The sequence below is a fragment of the Heyndrickxia ginsengihumi genome (assembly GCF_011008565.1).
Classification (GTDB): Bacteria; Bacillota; Bacilli; order Bacillales; family Bacillaceae_C; genus Weizmannia; species Weizmannia ginsengihumi.
Genome location: NZ_JAAIWK010000014.1, coordinates 84729 through 90728, shown reverse-complemented (window position 1 = coordinate 90728; position 6000 = coordinate 84729). Strand labels below are relative to the sequence as shown.

At 35.2% G+C, this 6000-nt stretch carries 6 protein-coding genes and 1 riboswitch; of the genes, 1 reads left to right on the top strand and 5 read right to left on the bottom strand.

The window, feature by feature from the left end:
• Positions 1-357: 357 nt before the first annotated feature.
• Complete coding sequence (gene proC / locus G4D61_RS10090) at positions 358-1176, bottom strand: pyrroline-5-carboxylate reductase (protein WP_163173859.1); 819 nt, start codon at positions 1174-1176, stop codon at positions 358-360.
• A gap of 313 nt (positions 1177-1489) precedes the next feature.
• Positions 1490-2245, bottom strand: coding sequence for a Gfo/Idh/MocA family protein (locus G4D61_RS10085; protein WP_235929356.1), 756 nt, complete (start codon positions 2243-2245; stop codon positions 1490-1492).
• 360 nt (positions 2246-2605) lie between these two features.
• Positions 2606-2707: riboswitch (purine riboswitch) on the top strand.
• A 149-nt stretch (positions 2708-2856) separates the two neighbouring features.
• Between G4D61_RS10085 and G4D61_RS10080 the strand changes: the two genes are divergently transcribed.
• Complete coding sequence (locus G4D61_RS10080; protein WP_025726917.1) at positions 2857-4152, top strand: NCS2 family permease; 1296 nt, start codon at positions 2857-2859, stop codon at positions 4150-4152.
• Between the two features lie 41 nt (positions 4153-4193).
• Here G4D61_RS10080 and G4D61_RS10075 read toward each other — a convergent pair whose 3' ends face one another.
• From G4D61_RS10075 to G4D61_RS10065, 3 genes are all read right to left on the bottom strand, one after another.
• Positions 4194-4646 (bottom strand): NUDIX hydrolase, encoded by a 453-nt coding sequence (locus G4D61_RS10075; RefSeq protein WP_025726918.1) that lies wholly within the window; start codon positions 4644-4646, stop codon positions 4194-4196.
• A gap of 87 nt (positions 4647-4733) precedes the next feature.
• Entirely contained in the window at positions 4734-5189 is a 456-nt protein-coding gene (locus G4D61_RS10070) for a Dps family protein (RefSeq protein ID WP_035356153.1), read from the bottom strand.
• Between the two features lie 53 nt (positions 5190-5242).
• On the bottom strand, positions 5243-5731 hold the full coding sequence (locus tag G4D61_RS10065) for a VanZ family protein (protein ID WP_025726920.1): 489 nt from the start codon (positions 5729-5731) through the stop codon (positions 5243-5245).
• Positions 5732-6000: the final 269 nt, after the last annotated feature.

Here is a 6000-nt window from a genome sequence, read left to right as displayed (position 1 = left end):
ACTTAACTGCTTGTAATTTATCTTCGGCAGTAAATTTAACCATAGAAAAACTGCACCTCCAACTGTTAGATGGTGTCTAACAATTGGGGGGCAGTTCACTGCGCAAGGGTTTTTTCTTTCTCTGAAATCTATATCGATCACTTACATTATTAAGAGTTGTTACTAATAGATTAAAGTGGCTTCAGTGGGGTACCTTGGGCATTACTGAGGAAGCTCCCATACCTCCAGCTCCCTGAAGCCAAATATCAATAACTTTCATACTAGTAAGGGTCTAAAAAATAAAAAAGAACGGTCTCTTCTACTATGTTTGTTGGAGACCGTTCCTTTTTATTAATATGTCTTCGATTCCATTATCGATTAAACATTAAAAAGCTTGCCTATTTCCTTTGATCTTTCAGTTGCAGCTTTAACTGCTTCAATAATCGCTTTTTTCCCACCGAATGCTTCGAGCGCAAAAAGCCCAGCTTCAGTAGGTCCATTTGGTGCCGCAACATGTTTTCGCAAAACCATTGGATCCTCATCACTTAATAATACCATTTTTGCTGATCCTAATATCGTTTGAGCAATCATATTTCTTGCCAATTCGATCGGAAGATCATGCTCAACGGCAAGTGTTTCCATTTGTTCCATAAAAGCATAAAAATAGGCAGGACCACATCCAGCAATCCCTGTAAAAATATCCATTTTGCTTTCTTCAATAACATAGACAGTTCCAATTGCTGCTAACATCGTTTTTGTAAAATTGACATGCTTTTCTTCAACATATTTCCCGATCGAAATTGCCGTAGCAGACTCGTTAATCGTACTTGATGTGTTTGGCATTACTCTTATAATTGGCTGTTGCTGATGAAGATGCTCTTCAAAATACTCTGTAGAAACACTGGAGATAATTGAAATGATTAATTGTTGCGGATGAATTTTTTGTTTAAGGTCACGGCAGACTTCACCAATATCATTTGGCTGCATCGCCAATATAATCATATCAAATTGATCAAGCTGATCTTTTTCAGGATTGAAACCATTAATTCCGTATTTCGCAACTAATTCTTCAATCCTATCCTGATTCTGACGATTTTTTACATATATGCTAGTACCTGGCATGATCTCTTTTCTGACAATTCCAGATATGATCGCTTCAGCCATTGGTCCTGCTCCTAAAAATAATAATCGATTCATAATTGCCTCCTAATACTGTTTTCCATCATCATACACAAAACAACATTAATCTTACCATATTTAGACAGACTAATAATCATACTCTTTAAGTTTGTTTTTTTCTAGAAAAGGTTATCTTTCATTACAAAAGAGGTGATTTCCGCACCAGGTGCTCACTTTCCGCGGATGGATGGAGAATCTCCTCGAAGCTTTTCGCCTGCGGGGTCTATCTCGCATTTCCCGCAAGAGTCTCGCATCCTTCCGCTTCCATCATCATCTTAATGAATTTTTTAATAAATGAAGGTTAAAAACGACGCAGTTCACGAAAACAGATTTATTTTAATAACTCATCAATAATTTGTTCACATATTTCATGTGTTTTAAGTGACTCTTCCATACTAATGGCCGGGGTTGCACTCTTCGTAATCACGTCAATAAAATGTTGTACAATTTGCTCGAACCCTCTTTTCTCTAATGTTGCTGCCCAATCATCTACAGATAGCTTCGTTTCTTGCTTCACATGACGGATAGACATTGTTGCAACATCACGAACAACTCTTTTTTCCTCTTGGCTCATTACCTCTAGTCTTTCTTCCCTCGTTCCACTATCTCGATTCATGATCGCAATTGCTGTCATATTTTTTGAGTGGAACTGCACAACTGCGTGATATAAAACCTCACCTTCTTTTTTTCCACTCACATTCAGTTCTTCAATTGGCTCTGTGAAAAGAAATAGTAAAGTATCAATCACATGAATGAAATCGTCATATACGAATGTACGGATGTCCTCTGCTTGTTTATAACGATTTTTTTGCATGACTAATAAATTAGGCTGTTTGATTTCTTTACACGCTTGATAAGTCGGTGCAAACCTTCTGTTAAATCCTGTAAAGAGCTGCAGATTTCTTGCTTTTGCAAGCTCCGTTAACTCCTTTGTTTGCTGCAGATGATAAGTGATAGGTTTGTCAACATATACGTGAATATCATGAAGAAGCAATGTCTTAATCAGTTCATAGTGGGAATCTGTTGCGCTATGCACAAAGGCCGCTGTAATGCCGCTATTAATTAGATCATCTAAAGAATGATGCATGTATGTAAAACGATACTGTTGTTGAATGTCTAATAATGTTTGTTTCTTGTGTAAAAATGAAATTCAATATCTTGCAAATGTGCATAAACTGGTAAATACGCTTTTTTAGCAATTCCGCCAATTCCAATTACGCCTATTTTCATCGTCCGTCACCCCATCTAAATTATTTTACTTACCTTCTCTATTATACTCTATAGCTTGTACATCACTTCAATTAAATGGTTATGCAATACTTGTTTTTCTAATCAGATGACATTTGCAAACATAATCGAAAGTTTACTAACAACGCTGATAAAGGTATGATATGACACAATTTTTTCATTGACGATTCGAATACAATTTGTTAAAATTTTACCATTCGTTTAAAACAGGACGAAACCTTGTATAAGTTTAGAAATAAGGTCTAAACGTTTCTACCAAGCTGCCGCAAATAGCTTGACTACAAGGATGATTGAGATTTTATCTAGATTATACTTTCATCCTTGCAGTGCTATTGCAGCTTCCGTCTTGTGCGGAAGCTGTTTTTATTGTTCATATTCAACTTTAATTAGGGAAAGCTTGTAAGTAGGACGAAAAAGTTATTTCATCAAAGAGAACAGCGAGGGAAAGATATGCAGAAGTTTTTTCAGTTTCAAGAAAGAGGTACTTCGTTTAAACAAGAAACCGTTGCGGGTATTACAACGTTTTTATCGATGGCTTATATTTTAATTGTAAATCCCATTGTATTGAGCCAATCAGGTATGGATAAAGGCGCTGTCTTTACCGCAACTGCTGTAGCGTCCATTATTGGCACGCTTTTAATCGGTATATTGGCTAATTATCCAATTGGAATTGCACCAAGTATGGGGCTTAATGCGTTTTTCACGTTTTCCGTTTGTCTTGGTATGCATATACCTTGGCAAACAGCTTTAGCAGGCGTATTTGTTTCAGGCATTTTATTTGTTATTTTGAGTCTGCTCAAAATTCGTGAGAAAATCATTAATATGATTCCGGAAGACTTAAAACATGCGATTGTTGCTGGAATTGGTTTCTTTATTGCTTTTATCGGTTTAAAAAATACTGGTATTATTATTGCGAATAAGTCAACGTTCGTTTCATTAGGAGACGTAACATCTCCGCAAGTATTATTAGCTATTTTTAGTTTTATTATGATGCTCGTATTACTTGTTCGCGGGATCCAATCGGGCATTTTTTTCGGAATTGTTATTGCTACGATTATCGGAATGATTGCTGGCTTAATTGATACACCAAAGCAAATTATTGGATCGATTCCAAGTTTACATCCGACATTTGGACAAGTATTTTTCCATTTACATGATTTATTAAATCCTAGCATGCTTGCCGTTATCTTTACATTTTTATTTGTCGCCTTTTTTGATACAGCAGGAACACTTATTGCCGTTGCAGGCCAAGCAGGCATTATGAAAGACAATAAAATACCGAATGCGGGTCGTGCACTTTTAGCTGATTCACTTGCAGGTGTGTTTGGCAGTATTTTAGGAACCTCTACACCGGCTACAATGGTAGAATCAAGTTCGGGTATTGCTGCAGGTGGAAGAACAGGCTTCACTTCGATTGTGATTGCAATTGGTTTTGCAATATCCCTTTTCTTTTCACCGCTGTTATCGGTTATTTCAACAGAAGTAACATCTCCTGCACTCATTATCGTTGGCGGACTTATGGCGATGCAAGTGAAAGCCATTAACTGGAACAAACTTGAGATTGCGATCCCATCATTTGTCATTATTATTATGATGCCGCTCACTTACAGTGTAGCAACTGGCATTGCATTAGGCTTTATTTTATATCCGATTACGATGCTTGTAAAAGGAAAAGGAAAACAGATTCACCCATTAATGTACGTGTTGTTTATAGCGTTTCTTGCCTATTTTATTTATTTAGCCTAATGGAATAAAAAAGCAGTAAGGAGATTTTCCTTACTGTTTTTTTAATGCTTCAACATATAGTCATTGATCATTTTGAAATGACTTTTTACTAACCGATCTGGTAAATGATCGAATGAAAAAAATTGTAAATTTAATGCTTCATTTTTATTTACGGTGATCGTACCAGTAAAGGTTTTTGTCCAATAAGCAGCTGATACTGAGTAAAATTGATCGCCATTGTTCAATTGTACAAAGTACTCTTTTCCAGAATAAATATTGATCAATGATAAATCATTTACATGCAGTCCTGTCTCTTCAAACACTTCTCTTTTAGCTGTTTCTTCTGTTGATTCGCCCAGTTCCATCAACCCGCCTGGTAATCCCCAAACTCCATATGGGTTTGTCCGTTGCTGTAAAAGCACTTGATCATGCTCATTAATGATTAAAACGACAGATCCAACTAAAATTAATGGGCGTTGCCCGACAATTTTTCTTAGCTCTTCCATATATCCCATACTATCAACACCTTTTCTGTTCTGCTCTATTTAAGCATAACACGAAAAGGGGATATGTTCTCATAAAAAAAGAGCTGATTTAGCTCTTTATCGGGCATTTTGAAATGCTTCCAACATCCAAATATGTTTTTCAAATGTAAAAACATAATCGTTCAATAAATCAACTGTTGCTGAATCTTGGATTTCTTCTCCAAGCGGAATACCTTTTTCACGTATTTCTGAAACAATTAGTCGAAGATCACTTCGTAATTGTTCAATCATTTCCTCTTCAGTATTGTCCGCTGAAGCTTCTGCCAACGTTTTTTCATCTAAATATTTAGCCATCGTCGCTAGCGGGCGTCCACCAATCGCTAAAATTCTTTCAGCTAGTTGATCTATATTGTCAGCGAATTCTTCATACATCGTTTCAAATAATTCATGTAAAGAAAAAAAGTGCTTTCCTTGAACATACCAATGATAACGATGTAATTTTATATACATAACTGTAAAATTGGATAATTCCTGATTAAGAAATTGAACAAATTGTTGTGGTTGATTTGGCATGGCACAATATCCTTTCCGTTTCTTTTTATTAGGTTTTGTGCATTTGTCCATTTCTATTCGTGAAAAGTCCAAAATTCAATTCTAACTTTTGAAAATAAGCTTAGCATGAATAATAACATCCAATATCCAAATATGCCTCCAATTGTATTGAGTGTAATATCATCAACATCAAATCCGCCAATATGACCTAGCAATTGTATTAATTCTACTGTAAATGAAATAAAAAACGTTAACAGAAATAATTTAAAGCCGTTTTTCATTCTTTGAAACAGTAATGGAATGATAAAACCAAGCGGCATGAAAGCAAGGATATTACCAAAAAGATTCGCGAACCAATTTTGAAAAGTAAAATAATGATAGTACATAATGTACATCAAGATCGTTTTAAATGGCTTAAGATTATATTCTTCTAAATTCGTGTTTTGTCTGAAGGATGCTAGAAAAAGAATATCGACCATGTAGGAAAAGTAGAGAATAAATATAATCCATATGAAAGTCTTTGCTTTTCTTTTAAGTAGAAAATTTTTTATGAGGTTCAACATCTTATACCTCCGAAACATATCAGGTATTCATAGCGATTGTGTAACATAATTATCCATCGCTAATTGCTAATCATATCAAAAAACCATTCCAAAAGATTCAATATAGCCACTATTATATATTTATTACCATAAAAAACGAAACATACAATATTTCTCTAATCGGTTTTATCTTTAGTTTGCATAATAATGTTTTACCACCTTGTCAATCAAGTGTTCCATCCTTTACTGCATCATTTTAAACGCCTACTACGTTCAACTTACATATGTAC